Raw genomic sequence first — 20,618 nt, 5'->3', positions numbered from 1 at the left:
CCACCTAGCCCATCTCGAGGTAGGTGGTAAATCATCACAAAAAAACTGTTATGATACAAACAGTACATGATTATCCCCAGGAGATGGCACGAATTGATTGTTAACATTACTTACTACTAATAATTTCATGATTCATTCTCCTTTCTTTCGATAATCAATATAGTAGGAATTATAACATAGTTTACAAACGTTTTCTAGTCATATTCTCATAATTTTTCCGAAAATTTAATTTATTTTAAAATGTTACCCTTCTCATCAATAAAATTTAAGGCACTTTCCGCTGCCAATATTTCTGCTTGCTTCTTACTACGTCCCTTGCCAATAGCTAAAGGAACATCATTCACTCGCACTTCCACAGTAAATTGAGTATTATGAGCTGGCCCTTCTTGTTTGATGACTTTATATTGAATTTTAACGGTTCCTTTTTGTTGAACCAACTCTTGCAGATGCGTTTTATAGTCTTTACTTACGGAAGCGAGCATCTGTTGATGTTGATGTAATAAAGTTAAATTGACAAATTTTGTCGCTAATTCGATTCCTTGATCTAAATAAATCGCCCCTAAAATCGCTTCATAGGCATCTGAAATAATGGATTCTCGCTGACGACCGCCACTGGCAATCTCACCTTTACCTAGATAGATCGCTTGGTCAATTTTAAATTGACGCGCTACATAGGCCAGACTGGCTTCTTGAACTAATTGCGCCCGCATTGTCGTTAATTGTCCCTCAGGAAACTTAGGATACTGATGATATAAAAAATCACTGACGATAATTTCTAAAACCGCATCCCCTAAAAACTCTAAACGTTCATTGGATTGTAATTTAAATTTTGGATTTTCATTAACGTATGTTGTATGAAATAGTGCATTTTCAATAAGTGATGGTTGATTGAATTTTACTTCTAATAATTGTTCTAGTTCAAAAATCATTAAACTCCTTCTTTCTATTTAATAAACTATTTCATTTGTTATATCCTTACAATTCGAGACAATTATCCGGATATAACAAACCAAATAAAAAAATGTTAGATTGGGCAAAAAGTTGAAAACCAAATGATTTGAGCTTCGTCTGCCTAACCCCAAAAAATTGAGACTGGACCAGAAGTAGAAAACAAAATGATTTGAGTTTCGTCTGGCCATCCCGCAAAGAGAAATAGGTCTCAAACAAGTCGTTAAGACGCCATTTGAGACCACGCAACCACTTCGCTACTCATTAATGAACAATAATCTTAACTAAAATTATTAAGTTTATGCCATCCTAACTGTTTAATAAACTAAACAATGGAAGCAAACAGTATGTTAAAGTTATTACCCAGCTTCTCTACTCTTCCTATTTTACACTATTTAATAAAAGAAAGGGAGTAACAAGCTGTAGAAAATTAGATGTGTTTCGTTCATCTACCCACTCAATCTAAATTAGCTCCTGTGGCTTTGTCCGGTAAAAAAACTAGATGAGTTCTCTACTTCATCAGGTTACCCAAACAGTAGAATAAGCATCAAACCAGTCTTTAAAACACTGTTTGATGCTACTCATCCACTGAACTTTTTATTAAGGATCAAGTTCTTAACTTTTTTTACCAAATTTATCCTCATAACTTAGATAAGGTTTCAGTTTGTTCTTTTTGAACCTCAGCAAAGGTTTCTGGTTCTTCTAATAGTTGTAAGGCCACTAGCGCTATACCTTGAGCGGCCTTAATTAGCCCTTCTTTACCTGCTGGTGAAATGGTTGCATCTGCCATTTCTTTAGAATGTCCTTGCACCCAATCTTCAGCAATTTTTATATAGCCTTGTATGGTCGGACATTTATAACTTACCGCTCCAACATCAGTTGAACCAGTGGCAACCTCATCAACGGGCTCAATATCTGTTAATCCTAATTCTTGGTATTTTTCAGTTAATAATTCAGCTAATTTGTAATTAATAACGGTATCTTCATAAGGGCACTCATAGACAGATGTTTCAACCGTCGTATCATTGGCCATCGCAATGCCTTCAGCAATTTTTTCCGCTTTTTGCGCAACTAATTTAGCATAAGCAAAATTAGGTGCTCTAAAGTAATAATCAAGAGCAGCATACGCTGGTATCACATTGGCAGCTTTTCCCCCATCACTAATCACACCGTGAATGTACGTGTGGGGCGCCACAAATTGTCTTAATAAATTAATTTGCACAAAGGACATGACAGCGGCATCCAAAGCTGAAGCACCTTCTGACGGACGACAAGCATGAGCATTTTTACCAAAAAATTCAAACTTCAAAGGATACAGTGCATTCGAACGGCCACCTACTCCATTTTTTGTATCAGGATGAACCATTAAGGCGACATCAACATGATCAAAAACTCCTGCTTCTGCCATTGACACCTTGCCACCAAAATTCTCTTCAGCAGGCGTGCCAACCACTAATACCTTACCGCCATATTGATCAATCACAGCTTTTAGCGCTTCTCCAGCAGCCACACCAATCGCCGCAATTAAATTATGACCACAGCCATGACCGACTTCAGGTAAAGCATCATACTCACACATAAAGGCAATGGTAAGACCAGGCTTGCCCGAGTCATAAGTCCCTAAAAAACCGGTAGGCACGACATATCCTGCTTGCGTTTCAAAACCCGCCTTGGTTAAATAATCAACCAATAAGGCCATTGTTTCAAATTCTTCATTACCAATTTCGGGATTATCATATAATGATTGGACGATTGTCATATAATCGTCAATCTTTGCTACAACCGATTGTTTAATTATTTCATTCGCATTCATTATAGGGCCTCCATTCTTTTTATTCTTCAATGGCTTTGACACTTAAATCTTTCGCTTCCTCTTCCCATTTAGCCATTTGACCACTGTCAATCGCTTCTTTAATGACTTTATTGACCACTTCTAATAATGCGGTATTGTCCATGTTTTTCGGGAAACCAATCACATTTTGTGCATAAATGTTTTCTGGGTCTAAATCAAAGCCATCTTTTGGTAAAATCACTAAATTATCAAATGATTTTAATAATGGTTCCGCAGAAGAAGTTGCTACAACCATCCCTTGAATATCACCTGCATTTAAAGCTAACACTTCTGCATCCATTGTGCCATATTGCTTCACATTCGTTGGCGAAGTAATTTTTAAGGCCATTTCATATTGGATAGAGCCACCTTGCGCCCCAATCGTTAAATTAGCCGCTTTTAATTCATCTAATGTTTTAAATTTTTCAGCTGTTTCTTTAGTCACTAAAATTCCTTGGTAACCACCATTATCACCCGTTTCTTGAGAGTAACCATCAGAGAAATCCATAACAGCTGCACGCCCTTCAGTATATGAGAAACCTGCAATCCCCATGTCAATCGCACCAGATTGAATGTTCGCAATTACTCCATTAAAGTCAGTGGTCACTAATTTCATTTCCACACCTAATTCATCCGCAATCGCTTGAGCCAATGCCATATCACTACCGGCAATTTCTTTTTCACCTTTATCATTAATAATATAAAATTCACGTGGTGGATAGTCTGGAGAAGTCCCGACTAAAATTTCCCCTTTTTCTTTAATTTTAGTTAGACTGTCCTCGGCTGCCATCACTTGATTGATTGATAAAGAACTGACAAATATTAACGCCACTAAAAATGATATAATTTTTTTCATGATATTTCCTCTTTTCTCTGTATTAGTAATTGATTTGATCTAAAAATTGTTTAGTCCGATCCATTTGTGGATGATCAAAAATTTCTTGGGGTGTCCCTTGTTCAACAATATTGCCATCAGCTAAAAATAGCACCCGGCTAGCCACCCGTTTAGCAAAATTCATCTCATGGGTAACAATAACAGTTGTTAAGCCTTCTTGTGCTAAAGATTGAATAACTAATAAAACTTCTTTAACCATCTCTGGGTCTAAAGCAGAAGTCGGTTCATCAAACAACATCACTTCTGGTTCCATTGCCAAGGCTCTGGCAATCGCTACCCTTTGTTTTTGACCACCTGATAATTTATTTGGGTAAACATCTTTCTTGTCTAATAATCCGACTTTGGTTAAAAGTTCTTCAGCTTTTTTATCGGCTTCTGCTGGTGTCATTTTATTTAATTTAACAGGAGCTAAAGTAATATTTTGTTTTACAGTTAAATGTGGGAATAAATTAAAATGTTGGAAGACCATCCCGACTTTTTGTCGTAATTGGTCGACGTTCTTTTCAATTAATTTATCTTCATTCACTAATTGTTCTTTAAAATATACCTCACCCGCTGAAGGGATTTCCATTAAATTAAGGCATCGGATCAATGTTGATTTACCGGAACCAGAAGGCCCAATCAACGCGACCACCTCCCCTTTTTGGATTTCTAGATTAATTCCTTTTAGAACTTCTAAATCACCAAAACTTTTCTGTAAATTTGTAACTTTAAGCATAGACACCTAACCTCTTTTCTAGTAATTTCATCAATTTCGTTAAAACAAATGTTAAGACAAAGTAGATAACCCCAATCAATACTAAGGGTTCAAAAATCGAATACGTCGCAGCCTTAACAATATTTTGCGCATACATGACGTCGAATACCCCTACGGTCGAGACAATCGAAGATTCTTTTATCATCGTAATAAACTCATTACCTAAACCTGGTAAGACAACCCGCGTTGCTTGAGGAATAATGATGGAGAATAATGTCTCGCGTCGACTTAAACCTAAAGCACGTCCGGCTTCCATTTGACCTTTGTCAATGGACTCCAATCCTCCACGGAATATTTCACAAATATAAGCGCCCGAGTTAATCGATAAGGCTACCACAGCTGTTAAAAATTCACGCGAACCGTAAACATTTCCTAAAGCTGGTATAGCTTGAATGCTAAACCCAATTAATGGAAACCCATATAACCATAAAAATAATTGTAATAACATGGGCGTCCCGCGGACGACTTGTGTATAAACATTGGCAATTCCTTTTAAAAATTTATTTTCCGATTGCTGTAATACAGTTGCCAACAGTCCGATAATCGTTCCTAATAATACCGTTGCTAATGATAGAACAACCGTCACCATTGTCCCCTCCCAGAAGGTAGGCAACCATGGTCCTAACTTTTTAAAATCGACAGCAATACTTAATATACTCAACATCTCATGACTCCTTTACATTCTCTATTTTTGAAATAAAAAAACCCGTCTCCAAACTTACAAATGTAAGTATAGAGACGAGTTGCAAATAACATACCCGTGGTACCACTCTAGTTAACGGGAAATAAAATAATATTTCCGATTCACTCATTTTGATAACGCTCAGACAGCGAAACTAGCTACTTGATTCACCAGTTTGTCTCATAAGTGCGGTTCAATTATCGCATCATAATAGGCTTCCACTCTGTCCTATCTCGCTGTAATCAACTAATAATTTACTCTCTTAATCATCGACTAATATTAAGTTGAATAAACTATAACACTGAACTTTAAAAAATGCAACACTTTTATGAAAAAAAGATTAAAATTTTTTCTGTTTGTTGCCTAAAGTGATCCCTTTCCTTGTTAGTATGGGCTTTTTAAAGTAAAAATAATAGCCGATATGATCATTCCTTTATCTTGCGAAATAGTTTAATAGACATCTGTGGCCATTCAGCCTGGATTTTTTCGAATGAATTGATTGCCCAAAAATCATGAAATGTTTGACCATTCTTATTAAAACATAAGCTGTCCGTCACCATATAACAGGCGTGTTGCAATGTATGTTGCATATCATAAAAACAAACGACATCACCTGCTCGATAGTCCATATCTTTTACTGGATAATACTGATTGCGTTTTAAAAAATTCAAAAAAGTATTGGCAAACATCCATTCATAAATAATGTGGTCGTTATTAGTTAGTCAATAGATGACTGCGGAATAGCAATTCGGTCCATGAATTTGCGGTATTTGATTATGAAATTGAACAATTCTTTCTGGAATATTATCAGGTATTAGTACATCGCTAAATGAATCGTCTAATCCTTCGATCATTTCATCTTGCCAACTCTTAGGCATACGATACCAAAAGTTAATCGTCACTAAATTGTCTTTATACATCATCGCATTATGGTTACGTCTTTGTTCGTTTAATAAGTCATATTGTAAATTTTGTGGTAAATCCTCATACCAGCCTGCTTGTTGAACTATCACATAATCAAACGTTATTTTCCATGTTTGATAGCTTGAAATCGCATGAATACTTGAATAAATAGGATGTTGATAATAATCAAGTTTAGGTAAAATCAACTCTTCCTTAAAATCTCGTAGGTGTTGATCATAAAAATCTTGTCTAATAAAAAACAAATCATAATCTTGCTCTAGTGTTCTCATATAACTCCTTATAATGTTAAGCCTCTTTTTCAAGACTTAGCTCAATAATCGTTAAAATAATAGCCGTTACTTTCTCCATACTTTCAACGGTTACAAACTCATAACAGCCATGAAGATTTTCGGCCCCAGTACAAATATTAGGGGTTGGAATACCTTTATAGGTTATAATACAGCCATCTGTTCCTCCTCTAAATGGTTGTATATCAGGTGTAATCCCGTTCGCTTCATAAGATTTAATCGCCAGTTGCACGGGCAGTGATTCTTTAGAAATTTTATTGGCCATATTATAATATTGATCCTGAATTTCATACTTAACGCGCGGTCGATCAAATTGCTGATTAAACTGTGTTAATTGTTCAGCAATCCAATTTTTTCGGTCTTCAAATTTATCCCAATCATGATCGCGAATAATATAGGTCATTTGTGCCTTATCTAGTTGACCACTAATATTACTTAACATATAAAAACCTTGGTAACCCTTGGTTTTTTCAGGTACTTCATCTTTAGGAAATAATTGATGAATATCAGCAGCAATACTTAAAGCATTGACCATTTGACCATAAGCTTGTCCAGGATGGACGGAAGTCCCTTCAATTTCAATAGTTAAGCGAGCTGCATTAAATGTTTCATACTCTAATTTTCCGATTACGCCACTGTCAGCAGTATATGCGAATTCAGCTGGAAATTTGTCCGTTTCAAAACGATGAGCGCCCTTACCAATTTCTTCATCGGGACCAAAGGCAAACCATAATTCACCATGTCTAATTTCCGGATGTTCTATTAAATATCTTCCGGCTTCAATGATTGAAACCATCCCCGCTTTATCATCAGCACCCAGTAAAGTCGTTCCATCAGTCGTGATTAAGGTTTCACCAATATAATTTTTTAAGTTTGGAAATTCTTCCGTTGTCATCCAATGATTGGTCTCTTTATTTAATAGGACATTTTCACCATCATAGTTATCGTGAACTTGTGGCTTGATATTATCAGCCGGATAATCAGCGGTATCAATATGGGCAATCCAGCCGATAGCAGGTGGTTGAGAATCCGCTTCTATATTGGAAGAAATTTTAGCCACAACATATGCATCACGTGGATCTAATTGTACTGCTTCAAATCCTAATGCTGTTAATTCTTCCACTAACATTTCCGCAAATTCCCATTGACTCGGAGTAGACGGAATTGCATCGCTATTAATATCACTACGAGTATTAATTTTAGCATATCGTAAAAAACGTTCTAAGTGATTATTATTCATTTCATAACCTCCACTAGCAAATTATAGCAATATTATAACATAGTTAAAGATAAATAATGAAACAATTAAAAAGATATGGGCTGGTGAAGTAATACAGGTTTAATATGTTATTACAAATTCAAAATGAATGCCAATGATAGAAAATATTAGCTAGTGGTAGACAAGTCAAAAAAGAAAAATGGCTTACTAGCAAGCATTAGAAGCTGTTAATAAGCCATAAAAAATACATGATGGAGATGAGGGAGCTCATCCGAATCCCCTCACACCAACGTTTAAAGTTCTATAGTAATGGTTTAGGTAATGGTTTTGACTAAATTTCACGCATACGCCTATGATTTATGTATATCAAAAAATCAAATCAAATTAATAAAATACTAATTAATAATGAAAATATTTTCTTAAGGTTCGGTGAAATCTCGAATGAACTCTTTAATAAGTTTTTTCAAGTCTTCGATGGAATTTATTATATCTTCCTTAGTTCGTGATCCTTTTGCTAATTCAGATGAGCTATGGATAATAGGATTAGAATTCCTAATTTTATGAGCTCTTTTAATTATCTGGCCTCCACTATCATAATCTCCATATATGCTACTCAATATCTTTTCTTCATAAAAATTATTATAGACTATCTTTTTACTCTTCCTTTTGGTAACTTCAATTCCGAAGCTATACGATAATTCAGCAGTTATCCGATCGAAAAGGGTCTTAAAATAAGCGTGTCCTAGTAATGCATCATCATCTGCTTTTGCTTTTAAATATAGAAAGTAAAGATGCATGGTAGTAGTAGAAATATTGTAACTCTTACATTTTTTTATAAACAACTCATTACCAGGTCTTTTCCAACTTTTGATACCTTTACAATATGCTTCAATATAATTGAATAAACCCGGATTTCGATCTTCCAAGTTTAACTGTAAAGTTTTCTTTAAGTCACTGTGAGCGAAACTACGCTGTAGTAGATAGGTAATTGCTATATAATTATCACTATCGTTCCAATATTTTTTTCTGAACATCGTATTCAGTAGCTTCTTAATTAAGGTACCTTCTTTGGTATGTAGTATAGCAACGACAAATCTTTTTACATCAAATAAAATTACTTCATCTTCTAATAGTTTATTCAATGAATCGATAATTGTAGTATTATTTATAAATTCATCAGAAAAATTATAAACAATAGTATTATAAGCTTCCTCCACCGATAACTCAATATCTGGCCAGTTAAAGACTTCATTTTTAATTTTATCATAATCATCTATGCTTATAGTGCCATTACTTTCTAAGTTTTCAACTAATTTCTTGAGAAACAGTTCATACTTCTGGAATGGTATATCATGAAGATTAATATCTTCTTCATATATTTCTCCCATATAAAAAGATTTTTTTAAGCTTTGGTTAATATCTTTACTCTCGTTAAGTGTTGATTTTTGTGAATTGATATTTAAATTTAAATCTCGAAGATTAGTTGTATAGAAGTGTTTAAATTTATTAAAAAGCTTTTCAGGATTTACCCCGTCGATTTCTGGATCTATAAATATGTATAAATCATCTACATAACGTATAAAAGTAAACATCGTTATATTTTCTCTTATGAAGAAGTTGTTAATCTCTTCATCAATATCATTTAAGTAAATTTTTGTTGCAAGATAGGATAATCCAGTACTATTTTCTACTACAGGAAATTTACCTTGCCCAATAAATTCAAAAAATTGTTTATAAATATAGATATGAAATTGAGGAATTTTATTCGTTTTCTCTTCAATCATACTAAACAGTAGGTTTATATCAATATTCCTGAAAAAATTATTAATATCAAATTTCATATAAAAAGGAAATATGCCTGCAAGTTTATTTACTTCTTTATAAAATAAGTTATATTGCTTTGAATACGTAACACTATTGTCCCCTAAGTCACCTGCATAAAGTGCATGACTATTATTTAATTTACCGTCGATCAAGATAAATATTTCTTTACATATAGATTCTAGTATCATAGATAGAAGTGGTGACAATAACTGGGATTGTCTATAAGTTCCATCTGATTTTTGAATATAGTTTGAAGTAACTTCCATCACCTGCTTATCGAATAGGAAGTAACCACTTTTTATAATATGATTATAAAAATCATCTGACAGTAATTCTTTTCTTACGCTTTTTTTAGTAAATGGATACCACTGCAAATATTTACTTAATTTCCCCTTTGATAAATCAAAGTATTTATTTACAACTTCAAACCAAGTACTTTTAGATATTCGTAGAAGATTATTATGGGTTTGAATAGTATCATCCTCCTTTCAATTTTATCTCATTAGGTCATTATACAATTCAAATACTACAGACAAACTATCACTCTCAGTGGTTCCTCCAATTGACATATTTATATGCTTCCATTGCTACTTTAACATTTTATTGATGTGCTTTTCTTAATTGAACGGGCATAGTCAGTATAATTATAGGGTTCACTATTTTCACAATTCCCCAATATACTTTCGCCCTCCTTTCTAAATAAATCTAATTCATCTCTACCACATACTGGTATCAGTAAAAAATTTGTTTATATTCACAAGTTTTTAATCCCTTTAATTAATTTCAATAGTATATCAATAAATATTGACACATCTTCATAAGTGACAACTAATCGTTGATTGATATCGTATTCCAAATCATTTGTTTTCTCTAAATACTTTTCATCAATTATCCCATCATTATGTTCTAATATATGTCTCTTTTGAAACATAAGAGACATATAGTTGTATTCATCTTGAGTAATCCACTCTAAGTAACCATTACCCGTAGCCTCTAAGAATAACTCATTACCTTTATTAAGAATTTGAAAATCATTCGTACGTACTTTTTTAGTAGAAAACGTCTTATACTTCGTTTCAGCAAATTTTTGAAATACTGATATAACTTCACCTATTGATTTTTCTAGCATTGAATCAGTCATTGATTGTGCTATATCAGTATCATAATTTTCTGCTAATAATACTTTCATTTCATCTATTGAATCGATTTTCTTTTGAATGATAATAATAGACTCTTCAGCATTATCAAGTATTAAATTCTTCCCACAGCATGGACAAAAATAAGCCGTGCCAATTACACTAAAACGACTCTCGCAGTTAGAACACTGAATATCCTGCTCCCACTCTTTGTTTTGTCCAATAGGATTGTTTTCAAACGTTATGGGTTTTGAAGGTTTGTATTTTATTTTAAAGAACTTACTATTTCTTGTTGACCTTTCCAATTTTTTAAATGAAGTATTAAGATTTTTTTGTATTCTATTTTGAACATAACTATTTATTATATTAAGAATTTGTTCATTTTGTTTTTCAGTCCACCAATTTTCAGCTCTATCAAAACCACCGCATCTTGGACAGAAAACCTGCTCAGCAGAAAAATTATTCTGCCAATCCTGCAAATAAACCTTGTAATTGTATAGACAATTTTCTTTAGGACATTCTCGATCTATATAACCCTTTTCATCAGATATTATTTCTAACGGAATATTAATACTAATAGTAATCACCTCATATTCTATGAATAGTGTAGCTTAGTTATGATTATTTCCTAAAAAGATTCTTCAACAATAGTAATATTGGTACTTTAAATATAAGTTTCATTATTAATGCTTTCATTAATAATATTTTAGTATCTATGAGCATTGGTGAACCAACTTTAAGTATCTCATTCCTCGTATTAATAACTAGATTTGATAATCATAAATACAATTCTCTGCCATAATTGTTTTCTTCATTCTTCCTCAAAATAAAATTCATTTAGCTCATATGTTGTCACTGGAGTAACATAAAACTCATACTTAGCCACTAAGTCACATATATCATCACCATTAATAAGCGTAATAACACGCGTTCCGATTCTTGAGGCTTCAATTGCAGATCTTGTGTAGTCCGAGGTCGTTATAAAAATGCCATATTCTGCATTGTACTTATCCATTGCTCCACGGAATTTATCGATTTCAGGAGAACTGACTTTTCCTTCCCAACGCTTTGCTTGAAGTGCAACTCGTGTTGTTCTGAAGTCGTCTGCAGTTATGTACCCAAATCCATCGAGACCGCCATCAGCTGTCGTTTGGATACCTATTTCCTTATCTAACTCTATGCCCATTCGTTTCATCAAACCTCTTGCAAACATTTCAAATTTATCAGGAGACATCTTCTTGAGCGCTTCATTAAGTTGACCTCGCCAGACTTCTTCTATACCTTCAGAATCTAATACTTCCTCTTCAGGTTCTATTTCTGTGGTTTCAGTTATTTCCTTCTTCGCTCTCCTTTTCTCGGACTCTTCTTTCATTGCTGGCTCAGACAAGACACGTACTTCAGTTACAGGATCGAAGGTATCTAAATCTACTTTCCTGCCTTTTTCTGTAAGTTCAACCTCACCTTTCTTTGGGTACCGTACAAAATCAGCTAGCATCAGATATTTAATTGCGAAATAAAATTGATAATTGAACGGTTTATATTTCGTTCCTGTTTTTTTGGATTCTCTTGTATAGTCTATATAATCTTCAGGAATTATCTTTGAATTATCATATATATCACGCTTAATGTCTTTTCGTGCTGCAATGCCACCTAAATCATTCAAAGTCTTTATAACTGCTTTCATAATTAAGTCTTCTCGATCAGATGTGGTCATTTCGTCCTTAATCTTTGGTTTCATAACAAAAACAACTCTCCTTTTTAGAAAACCCTATATCCTTCTCTGATGGATATAGGGTTTAGTTAATCGAGTATCTTTTACCTAATAATTTATCGTCTATTCATATTTCCTCTTTATCTCTACCATATACTCTGGCAATGTCTGTATAAGCTCCATAGTGTGTACCAACGGACTAACTTCTGGTTTTCTAGCTTCTTCATAATTAACACTTCGTTGTAGGTCTTCAATATAAGGAATAACTTCTCTTTTATTTAAAGAATATTCTTTAACAGATTCAGATAGTAAATTCGCATCAAGTCCCCAATCTTTCGCAAATTTTTCAATTTCTCTTTGGACTTTATTCTCCTTCCATTCTTCAAATAAATCATCAAAACGTGAATTACTAGATAAATTTCCGGTTACTAATTCAGTGTCCACAAATTCTTTTAATAATTTTGCCTGATCATCTTCACCCATATCACTTAATTCTTGGATTTGTTGATGGATAATGCGTAAAGTTTCGGTATCGACTGTCTGGATTCCATCTTGATGACTCACTCGATCCCCAATCAATCCTAGAATATGATCCGCATCAATGACTTGAGTACCTGACAATTTAGCTCGACCAACTAAGGGCTGAACTGGTAAGATTTCAGTGTCATCTTCTTCTGGTTTTAAGTTCTTATAAGCACCAATATATTTCATCCACTGATGCTCATTTATCCCAAATTCTGTATCATTCCATTCATATTCGTAATACTGCTGAACAGTATTTAACTGTTGATTTGCGTGCGTGAATGATTCAACGAAATTATCCAATTGTTCATTATTTGTTTCTAAATCTGCCCAATTTGTTGGATCAGGAAGTACATCTTCCATCCATTCAACTGCCTCTTTAAATTTATGAACGGCAACCTCATAATGTTCAACAATTGCTAGACTACTTGTTCCTCCAGAACCATACAGTGTAAGTGCACGATTCACTTGCTCTTCTGTTATAGCAGGATACTTATAATTGATTATCGTTCCAAACTCTTTCATAGGACCTTGTACTCGATTGGTTCTTGAATAAGCTTGAATTAAACCTTGAAGCTCTAGTGAGCGGTCTACATATAAAGTATTCACATACCTTGAATCATAGCCTGTTAGTAATTGATCAGCTACTATAATCAAGTCAATATTTCGTGGATTGCGACCACTACCTCCACGAGTCGATCGGACCACTAAATCTTTGAAATAACTGTCGCCATCTTCTACGCGAAACTCAATACCTGTAAATTTACCATAGTCTTTAAACATCTCACTAATCATATCAGGTGAAATACCATCTGGGTCATTTTCATTTCCAAAGCTGAAAGTCATCGCAACATTTAAATCATAATCCATCCTGTCTAATGCTTTTTTAAATTCATTATAGTAAGCAATAACTCGATCCTTGTAAGCAACCGTCAAAATAGCATTAAAGAATTTTTCTTGCGATTGTGATTCCCAGTTCGAAAGTATTTCTTCTACTACTCGAGGAATATGCGTTTCATCATGGTAAGATAATAATCCTTCCTTGACAGCCATTCGTTCAATTTCTGCATTTGACTTGCTAAGTAACTCTCGCTCAACTGCTCTTGCACCGAGTTCAGGTTTCTCGCTCAAGATTTTTTCCGCTAAATCTTCTCTTAAACTAGAATAATCTTCGAACTCTCCTGTATTAATATAATCCACGTGGAAACCTAAAACATTCCCATCACGAATGGCTTGGTCAATCGTATAACTATGCAATTCTGGACCGAAAAGTTTTTCAGTAGTATCAATGACTTCACTTTGTACATTAATCATTCCAGTTGATTTATTCTCATCAAATAATGGTGTTCCAGTAAAACCATAAAAAAGTCCGTTTTTCTTAAAGTAGCTCTTAATATTGCCCATCATTTTGCCCATAGTGGTTCGATGTGCCTCATCAATGATAAATACAATCTTTTTATCGGCTAGACTATAATTCTCATTATCTTTTAAATCTTTCACTAAAGAATCCAGTTTAAAAGTTGTCGTCACAATAATTCCACGTTGTTTAGAAAGCAATTTCTTTCTTAGATGATATGTATGCGTAGTGTCATCAACCGTTACCGATTCATAAGCAGCATACGCTTTAAAGTTTGCACTTGTTGCTGCATCTAGTGAACGACGGTCGACTAAGAAAACTACTTTATCAAAGCCACCACGAGTAGATAAGAATAAAGCTGTTTTAAAACTTGTAATTGTTTTTCCGGAACCGGTTGTATGCCAGACATAGCCTCCATGGCGAATTCCGTCTTCACCCCATCCTAAGGCAGCTCGTTCAACTGCTTGTAGAGCATATACTTGATATGGACGCATAATCATATGTCTACGATTCTCTTCATCTTCTGCTTCATCAATAATTAAATAATCTCCAACTAACTGATGAGCCATTGGTATCATTAAGAAGCGTTCAACAACTTTTTGCCAGTCATTTATAGGGTTATTATCTTCATCTGCCCATTGAAAAACAAAACTTTTATTAAAGTCATTAATAGATTTAGGAGTCGCAAAGTATCGTGTGGCTACCTCAGACATAATAACCATCATTTGAGAAAATGCCATGAAATTATTGACAAATTCTCCATCTCGATAGTAGCGTTTAAATTGTCCAAAAGCTTCGTCTAAAGTTTTATCTGTACGCTTTTGTTCAATATTAATTAACGGCAAGCCATTAATTAATAAGATAATATCAAAGCGATTCCCATTCTCACTCTCCACTTCGCGAGCAATTTGGTAACTTGAATCACCCCCACGGACTTGAGACTTTTTGAAAATCGTTAATGTAATTTGTTGGCGAGTAATACCTGCATGATCATCTCGGTAAATCCCATCAATTTTTCCAGTTGATCCTTCCATCGCTAAGAGTTTGGCTGCTTCAAAACTATTATCAATTTGTTTTACCTTTGCCATGACTTGTTCAAACTCAGCATCACTTAAAGGAACTCCTTCTAATTGATCGGCATTCATCCGATTCAATTCATGACGCCAATTTTCAATTAAATGATTGACCGTTACACGTTGTTTATTTCCATCTAAATGATCTGGTGCTTTCCATTTATATTTTTTTAATTCACGTACAAATCGATCTTGAAATGCTTGTTCTGATGATGTTTTTTGTTGCATACAGCTTCCCCCTTTCTATATAAACATATCGTTTAGATAAGCTTGTTTTAGGTTCTCTAACTTCGTTAGTTTTTCTTCTTCGATTGAAATTTGATTATCTAAATTATTAAATAACTTGCCTATCTTAACCTGTTCTTCATAAGATGGATGATAGGCAGTAGATTCTCCATAATCACGATAATAAACGTGCGGAACCGTAGCACCTGTAATAAATTCGGTAAAATTAAATTGTTGTAAGTAAGCATAGATATAATGGATATCAGTTTGCTCTTTATTAACGATTGCTCCCATAGTACCTATGAAGTTACTATCTTTAGGTAATAATCTAACACGTCCAACTCCAGATCCATCTTTGATAATTGTTACATATTCTTGTTTTTGTCCAGAACTATTGGTATAGCCTATTAATTCATTAGCATCATAAAGTTCGTATCTTCCTTGAATTAAAGTGTTATTTGCAGATAATGATGATGTAATATATTCAGTAATTTCATTAAACTTGTTTTTATGCCATGGCTCTGTAAATCCTTCAAATCGCTTCTTTGGATATTTTTCTCCTTCTTTTGGAAACATCTCCGAAAGATAAGCAGATTTAATATCTTTTACTTTATTTACTTTCGATTGTTGTAATTGAATCAATTCATCTAATTTCACAAAAAACTTACCAATTTTTTCCTGTTCTTGAAGCAATGGTAAATATACATTCTGATTTTTAACCAAGTTTGAATTTAAATTTATTTGGCTACCTGGTTGACCATATCTAAACCAATTTAGTCTAAACATTTCCAACCATTGATACATAAATTCTTTATCGAATATTGGATCTTTAAATATTAAAAACCCATCATGAACTCCAGTATCAACATAATTTATAACCGGTTTACCAACTGTTGCTGCGATACTAATTAATAAATGAGGTGATTTTAAAACTCTGGTTTTTTCTTGGCCTGCCTTAGAGATTCTTTGATCTAAATAATATATACGTCCGTTTTGACGGGTTACATCTGAGATTCTAAGCCATCCTACTGTTGAATCTTTATCAAACCATTTAGGATCTTGTATTGGCCTAGGCGATGCCCCCCTAACTATATTTGCTAATTCTCCCAATTCAAAATTAGTCCAGTACTCAGCATTTTTGAAGTGTTCAAACCGTAACTTTGGCAATAACTTTTCTTTACTCATCCTCTGTCACCACCAATTGACTGGCCATTTCTTTAAAGCAGGCTTCAAGCTCTTTATATTCAACTTCTAAGTCATCTAAAGTATCTTTGTATCGATTGTCTAGTTCTTTTAAGATATTTAATTCTTTTTTCATTGGCTCTTCGATTAATCGAATCATTTCTTTTGTTAAGTCACCGAACCATTTTTTATACACTAGTTGATCAATTTCTTGATCCGTTAATTCCAAAATACGATTCTGCACTTTCATATCGAGTGCTTGTTTTTTTTCACGTATAGTTCGATTAGTTTTTGTTAGTTTAGATATCAAATCTAGAACCCTTTGAACTAATTCATGTTCTTCAGTATTTTCTTCATAGTTCTTAATTTCTTTGCGAATGTTTCCAACAGTAAATGAATTCTTGCTTGCGTTTAACGATTCACCAAGAATTTCATTCTCAACAGAATCTTCCACTTGGGCTGATTCAACCAGTTCATCAAGTGCTGACTCAACTTCACCGATCTCTGCTTCAACTTCTTCAATTAGTTTTGCCTCTTCTGCATAGAGTTCTTTACGAATTAATTCAGTTGGTACTAACATTCCAACCCAACCTTCTTGTTCTTCACGTTTGTTTTTACCCGTTCCTTTAGTCACGATATTTGGTTCTCTTGAGCGACCTAGTTCATAGAAGTCACCTGCTGATATTTTTTCTACATCTTCTGTTAGATAATTTTCCCATAGTTCAGCGACTAACTGATAACCATCATAAATATTCAAGTGTTTAAAGTTCATCAGTAACTCTTTAATTTCTTCTAACATTTCGTCCATTAATGGACGAACCTCTGCAGGATCATCTACTTGTTTTAGGATTGGCCAGTAATGGTTGATATAATCAGTCATTCGTTCATTCATTTCCGTTGCTTTTTCTTTCATTTCTTCACTATTTAAAACACTTTCAGTTAGTTCATCTATTTCTTGATTTAACTCATAGTAATTTGGTCGAATCTCTTCTAAAGCATTTCTTAAAATATTTGGTGCAACTTCATTTAGTACATGAAGGTTTTCTATGTTTTCTTTTGGTATTCCACCGTATAAATGTGCGTCTACATCATGAGGAATCTCTTCATCTGGTTGCACTACATAGCGTGGGATATTTAGGTTGTATTCATTTTCTATTATTTCTTCTCTAGAAACATTATAGCTATATCCTTCAATTTCTTCTCTTGATAAATAAGTATCCACAATTTTGGCAATATCTTTTTCTTCTAAAACATTTTGCTTGCCTATTTTAATAAAGTCTTTTGATGCATCAATCATAAGAACTGGTTCATCAAGTGCACGGTTTTTCTTCAAAATCATGACCGCAACTGGAATACCGGTGTTAGTGAACATATGTGATGGCAAGCCAATCACAGTATCAATATAATTCTTCTCTAGTAGACGCTGACGAATTTCACCTTCTGCACCCCCACGGAATAATACACCATGTGGTAAAACAATCGCCATCGTTCCTTCTTGACCTAAGTGGAAAAGTCCATGAAGTAAGAAAGCAAAATCTCCTCGACTTGGTGGTGGAAGTACCCCGGCCATTTCAAAACGTGGATCACTGACTGTCAAGTCGAATCGATTCCACCCTTTTACAGAATATGGAGGATTCATGACAACTGCATCAAATTGAACACCTTCATTTGGTCGTTCTGGATCTTCAGGCCAATCTTCAGCCAAGGTATCGCCATTTTTAATCGTCATTTTTTCAGGACGAACTCCATGAAGCAATAAGTTCATACGTGTTAGGTTGTAAGTTGCTGTGTTCTTTTCTTGACCATAGTAAGATAGATGTCTTTGTTCATGTGTATCTAAATGTTTTGCAACTGTTAAAAGTAATGATCCAGAACCAACTGTTGGGTCATAAATCGAACGAATATCTGATGACTTCGAAACGATTCGAGCCATTACTTCACTTACTTGCTTTGGCGTGTAGAATTCACCAGCCTTAGCACCAGATTCCATCGCAAACTGCCCAATTAGATATTCATAAGCATCACCTAAGATATCACCTTTTTGTAAAGCAACCATGTTTAAGTCCGAAAATAATAGAATTAAACTCTGAATATTTCGACTACGTTCATTTAAATTACTTCCTAAAGCTGTATCGGTCAAATCGATTGTTGAGCTAGAAAATAAGCCTTTAAAATCATCTGCGCCCTCTTCTATAACAATAGTCCGCTCAAAATTATGTAGACTGTCTGTTACCTTCTGTACTTCAAATTCTCCATTATTTATATCCATTAACCAAGTTTGATATAAGTATTCTGGTAATACATAATAACCAAGTAAACTTTGAATCGTATTATTTAATGCATCACCATAAGCATCATGAGCTTCCTTATAAGCTTTGACTAGGTCTCTTTCGCTCATATCATTGCCTAACTGTGAACTTTCTTTAAACGTATTAAGAGTTTTATCACTTAAAAATTTGTAGAACATTAATCCAAGCATATAGTCTTTATAGCGACTCGCATCCATTGAACCTCGTAGTTCATTCGCGCCATCCCATAAACGACTTTTAATTTCTTCTGAAGTAATCATTATTAATTTCTCCTTATATATAGTAACTATCTATTTTTAGTTATTTTTGAAACAATTGCTAAACGATTTTTGCCGCATTGTTGTCTTATTATCGTGGTATATTCATTGTTTTTAATAATTTTATCTTGATTATTTTTAAATATTATCATTATATTATCTTCTAATTCTTCATCAGTAATATTATCGGCCCAATATTGATCAATAAGTCCATTAACTACTGATGCAACTTCACGTTGAGTGCGATAAAACTTTTTCACTTCCACAGAATCACCCCTGTTTTATTAGATTCTTACTTTTATTATACTTTAGATACACTTAATTATCCATTTCTTTTTAATATATCTAGAAAGTCGTTAAAGAGAATTAATTTAACCATTCAATCACTTTTACCACTTCCTATAAAAATAATTTTTAATAGTATTTTATGATGAGCATTTAGAGTCGATTTCAGCTTATAACCAATGTAATAGTACACTTCAAGGTCTCTTAATGCTTCTCTCAACATCCGCATTTAGGTCTTTATCTATGTACATACTTCGAAAATAAAAACACTCCTAGTACTGATATAAAAGTCAACTTAAAAATCTCGATTTGTCTCACTTAAGATTCCCCACTTTTTCGTGGGGAAAGTTTATCTTTAATTCGATAAGAAGGTCCTGTTATATTAATGAGATAAGAATGATGTAAAACACGATCGATAATCGCCTTTGTTAGCATCTCGTCTTGTCCCATAATGGTATGCCATTTATCAAAAGTTAAGTTACTCGTGAAGATCGTGGAGCGCTTTGTATATCGCATATCAATCAATTGAAAGAATAATTTGGCTTCAACGGGACTTATTTCATTAAATCCTACTTCATCAATCACAAGTAACTTATATTTGAAGAATAATTTTATTTTTCGTTCGAGTGTTCCTTCATGATATGCCGTCCACAATGAATGGATTGGGAGTGGGCAAGAAGTTGAAAATCAGTTGATTTTCGCTTCGTCTGCCCACCCCCGCACAGTTGAGTAGGTATCAAACTAGTCATTAAGACGCAGTTTGACACCACTCAACCACTGCGCTTTGAATTAAATAGACATGCCTGAACAGAATTAAAAAAGTTTTTCCCCACCCTTAAACACTATTACGTTTAATCGCGACACTATAGCTAATCGCAATCGCTAAATGCGTTTTGCCTGTGCCTGGGTTCCCTACTAATACCACGTTCTTTGCTTCGTTATAAAAAGAAGACTCAATAATCGTTCTTATTTGATCCTCTTCAATACTCGGCTGAAACGTGAAGTCATAATCGTCGATGGTCTTTAAGTAAGGGAAAGCAGCGACTTTAACATTATACAAACTTCCTTCGTTTCCACTTCTTTGGCTAGTATTTTATATAAGCCAGATAATTCCGCTTCGGTCAGTTGATGGTCATGATATAAGTGTTCTAAGTAGTGCTGTGCTGATTTAAATTTTAAATACTCTAATTGCTT

General features: G+C 34.0%; 16 protein-coding genes and 1 other annotated feature. All 16 genes read right to left on the bottom strand.

The features are described 5' to 3' along the window. Nucleotides 1-230: 230 nt before the first annotated feature. The 16 genes from rnc to GSA01S_RS03645 all read right to left on the bottom strand — a co-directional run bounded on the left by rnc (nucleotide 231) and on the right by GSA01S_RS03645 (nucleotide 20,484). On the bottom strand, nucleotides 231-929 hold the full coding sequence (gene rnc / locus GSA01S_RS03725; protein WP_066125013.1) for a ribonuclease III: 699 nt from the start codon (nucleotides 927-929) through the stop codon (nucleotides 231-233). A 659-nt stretch (nucleotides 930-1,588) separates the two neighbouring features. Then, nucleotides 1,589-2,761 carry a M20 family metallopeptidase gene (locus GSA01S_RS03720; protein WP_066125011.1) on the bottom strand — a complete coding sequence of 391 codons (1,173 nt, stop codon included), beginning with the start codon at nucleotides 2,759-2,761 and terminating at the stop codon, nucleotides 1,589-1,591. 19 nt (nucleotides 2,762-2,780) lie between these two features. Next, nucleotides 2,781-3,635 carry a transporter substrate-binding domain-containing protein gene (locus GSA01S_RS03715; protein WP_066125009.1) on the bottom strand — a complete coding sequence of 285 codons (855 nt, stop codon included), beginning with the start codon at nucleotides 3,633-3,635 and terminating at the stop codon, nucleotides 2,781-2,783. A 22-nt stretch (nucleotides 3,636-3,657) separates the two neighbouring features. Then, nucleotides 3,658-4,392 (bottom strand): amino acid ABC transporter ATP-binding protein, encoded by a 735-nt coding sequence (locus GSA01S_RS03710; RefSeq protein WP_066125006.1) that lies wholly within the window; start codon nucleotides 4,390-4,392, stop codon nucleotides 3,658-3,660. Further along, nucleotides 4,385-5,095 (bottom strand): amino acid ABC transporter permease, encoded by a 711-nt coding sequence (locus tag GSA01S_RS03705; RefSeq protein ID WP_066125005.1) that lies wholly within the window; start codon nucleotides 5,093-5,095, stop codon nucleotides 4,385-4,387. The genes GSA01S_RS03710 and GSA01S_RS03705 overlap by 8 nt, the downstream gene beginning before the upstream one ends. Nucleotides 5,096-5,162: 67 nt before the next feature. After that, nucleotides 5,163-5,392 (bottom strand) — a binding site (T-box leader). Between the two features lie 443 nt (nucleotides 5,393-5,835). Next, on the bottom strand, nucleotides 5,836-6,306 hold the full coding sequence (locus GSA01S_RS03695) for a hypothetical protein (RefSeq protein WP_066125002.1): 471 nt from the start codon (nucleotides 6,304-6,306) through the stop codon (nucleotides 5,836-5,838). Between the two features lie 16 nt (nucleotides 6,307-6,322). Continuing rightward, on the bottom strand, nucleotides 6,323-7,564 hold the full coding sequence (gene pepT, locus GSA01S_RS03690; RefSeq protein WP_066125000.1) for a peptidase T: 1,242 nt from the start codon (nucleotides 7,562-7,564) through the stop codon (nucleotides 6,323-6,325). 398 nt (nucleotides 7,565-7,962) lie between these two features. Further along, a complete protein-coding gene (locus GSA01S_RS03685) occupies nucleotides 7,963-9,813 on the bottom strand; it encodes an AbiA family abortive infection protein (protein ID WP_245631265.1) in 1,851 nt (616 codons plus the stop codon). Between the two features lie 308 nt (nucleotides 9,814-10,121). After that, on the bottom strand, nucleotides 10,122-11,090 hold the full coding sequence (locus GSA01S_RS03680) for a hypothetical protein (RefSeq protein ID WP_066124996.1): 969 nt from the start codon (nucleotides 11,088-11,090) through the stop codon (nucleotides 10,122-10,124). Nucleotides 11,091-11,314: 224 nt separating this feature from the next. After that, on the bottom strand, nucleotides 11,315-12,241 hold the full coding sequence (locus tag GSA01S_RS03675; RefSeq protein ID WP_245631264.1) for a restriction endonuclease: 927 nt from the start codon (nucleotides 12,239-12,241) through the stop codon (nucleotides 11,315-11,317). A 96-nt stretch (nucleotides 12,242-12,337) separates the two neighbouring features. Next, nucleotides 12,338-15,394, bottom strand: a complete 3,057-nt coding sequence (locus GSA01S_RS03670) for a type I restriction endonuclease subunit R (RefSeq protein WP_066124995.1) — start codon at nucleotides 15,392-15,394, stop codon at nucleotides 12,338-12,340. A gap of 15 nt (nucleotides 15,395-15,409) precedes the next feature. Further along, a complete protein-coding gene (locus tag GSA01S_RS03665) occupies nucleotides 15,410-16,576 on the bottom strand; it encodes a restriction endonuclease subunit S (protein ID WP_066124993.1) in 1,167 nt (388 codons plus the stop codon). Continuing rightward, nucleotides 16,569-19,142, bottom strand: a complete 2,574-nt coding sequence (locus tag GSA01S_RS03660) for a type I restriction-modification system subunit M (protein WP_066124992.1) — start codon at nucleotides 19,140-19,142, stop codon at nucleotides 16,569-16,571. The genes GSA01S_RS03665 and GSA01S_RS03660 overlap by 8 nt, the downstream gene beginning before the upstream one ends. Before the next feature lie 26 nt (nucleotides 19,143-19,168). After that, a complete protein-coding gene (locus tag GSA01S_RS03655) occupies nucleotides 19,169-19,405 on the bottom strand; it encodes a TIGR04540 family protein (RefSeq protein ID WP_066124990.1) in 237 nt (78 codons plus the stop codon). Nucleotides 19,406-19,742: 337 nt separating this feature from the next. Continuing rightward, on the bottom strand, nucleotides 19,743-20,078 hold the full coding sequence (locus tag GSA01S_RS03650) for an ATP-binding protein (protein ID WP_169792666.1): 336 nt from the start codon (nucleotides 20,076-20,078) through the stop codon (nucleotides 19,743-19,745). Nucleotides 20,079-20,259: 181 nt separating this feature from the next. Continuing rightward, complete coding sequence (locus GSA01S_RS03645; protein WP_066124987.1) at nucleotides 20,260-20,484, bottom strand: ATP-binding protein; 225 nt, start codon at nucleotides 20,482-20,484, stop codon at nucleotides 20,260-20,262. Between the last annotated feature and the right edge of the window lie 134 nt (nucleotides 20,485-20,618).

Origin of the sequence: Globicatella sanguinis NBRC 15551 (assembly GCF_001552295.1) — a bacterium.
Taxonomy (GTDB): domain Bacteria; phylum Bacillota; class Bacilli; order Lactobacillales; family Aerococcaceae; genus Globicatella; species Globicatella sanguinis.
Note: the sequence above shows the minus strand (reverse complement) of the source record. Positions and strands in the feature narration are given on the sequence as shown.

Bases quoted from the DNA above. Each gene is read 5' to 3' on its own strand.
- rnc (WP_066125013.1), bottom strand. From the start codon at position 929: ATGATTTTTGAACTAGAACAATTATTAGAAGTAAAATTCAATCAACCA.
- GSA01S_RS03720 (WP_066125011.1), bottom strand. From the start codon at position 2,761: ATGAATGCGAATGAAATAATTAAACAATCGGTTGTAGCAAAGATTGAC.
- GSA01S_RS03715 (WP_066125009.1), bottom strand. From the start codon at position 3,635: ATGAAAAAAATTATATCATTTTTAGTGGCGTTAATATTTGTCAGTTCT.
- GSA01S_RS03710 (WP_066125006.1), bottom strand. From the start codon at position 4,392: ATGCTTAAAGTTACAAATTTACAGAAAAGTTTTGGTGATTTAGAAGTT.
- GSA01S_RS03705 (WP_066125005.1), bottom strand. From the start codon at position 5,095: ATGTTGAGTATATTAAGTATTGCTGTCGATTTTAAAAAGTTAGGACCA.
- GSA01S_RS03695 (WP_066125002.1), bottom strand. From the start codon at position 6,306: ATGAGAACACTAGAGCAAGATTATGATTTGTTTTTTATTAGACAAGAT.
- pepT (WP_066125000.1), bottom strand. From the start codon at position 7,564: ATGAATAATAATCACTTAGAACGTTTTTTACGATATGCTAAAATTAAT.
- GSA01S_RS03675 (WP_245631264.1), bottom strand. From the start codon at position 12,241: ATGAAACCAAAGATTAAGGACGAAATGACCACATCTGATCGAGAAGAC.
- GSA01S_RS03670 (WP_066124995.1), bottom strand. From the start codon at position 15,394: ATGCAACAAAAAACATCATCAGAACAAGCATTTCAAGATCGATTTGTA.
- GSA01S_RS03665 (WP_066124993.1), bottom strand. From the start codon at position 16,576: ATGAGTAAAGAAAAGTTATTGCCAAAGTTACGGTTTGAACACTTCAAA.
- GSA01S_RS03660 (WP_066124992.1), bottom strand. From the start codon at position 19,142: ATGATTACTTCAGAAGAAATTAAAAGTCGTTTATGGGATGGCGCGAAT.